General features: G+C 35.4%; 1 protein-coding gene. It reads left to right on the top strand.

Annotated elements, in window-relative coordinates:
- Positions 1 to 159 precede the first annotated feature (159 nt).
- A complete protein-coding gene (locus tag HF854_RS12405) occupies positions 160 to 615 on the top strand; it encodes an HNH endonuclease family protein (RefSeq protein ID WP_168936560.1) in 456 nt (151 codons plus the stop codon).
- Positions 616 to 774 lie beyond the last annotated feature (159 nt).

Here is a 774-nt window from a genome sequence, read left to right as displayed (position 1 = left end):
ATGACTCAAATAGCCATGGCAAGCATACTGTTGAAACGTTTCATTATTGATAAATGAGTTTCCAAACGCGCTCTTAGAAATTTTTCTATTTGCGGAATTACTGCAAATAAATATGAAAAGATATTCACAAGGATTGCAAATCAGATTTATCATGGACAAATGACATCAGAAGAAGCTTGTAGCGAAATCAGAAAAGAGGTCGTCGATGATGATTACTTTTTCCAAGTCTTCAATAAATTCAAAACAACGACAAAATCGTTAATCAGATATATTTTATTAAAAATTGCAAATAAATATCAAAATGAAACAAGCATAACGCTCAACTTCGACAAAGTTAACATTGAACACATAATGCCTGAAAACAACAGCAAATGGAACATTCCTGAAAAAGATCATGCAAATTATTTATGGAGACTTGGAAATCTAACTCTACTTGGAGCGAACTTTAATAAAAGAAATTCGAATAAAAAATTCTCTGACAAGAAAAAAGGCTATAATGAGTCAGATATTAACCTTACTAAAAAATTACTTGAATATGATGACTGGGGCATAGAGCAGATTCAGCAGCGCCAAGAAGAGCTTGCCCAAGCAGCCCTTACTATATGGAAGAAGTAAGCCCCTACTCAAAACGCTTATCCACGAAAAAGGGCTTCCCCAGCACCCGGAGGAAGCCCTTGTCATTTGGGAAACAGAAAAAACGTTCTAGATAGTGTCGTCAAATTATGTTTGCCCACAAAGATATGCATCTGATTTGAACGGCGGCAAGAAAAGATG

It is taken from the genome of Desulfovibrio piger, assembly GCF_012843875.1.
Lineage (GTDB): Bacteria > Desulfobacterota > Desulfovibrionia > Desulfovibrionales > Desulfovibrionaceae > Desulfovibrio.
The sequence above is the reverse complement of the archived record's forward strand: the minus strand, read 5'-3'. Positions and strand labels throughout refer to the sequence as shown.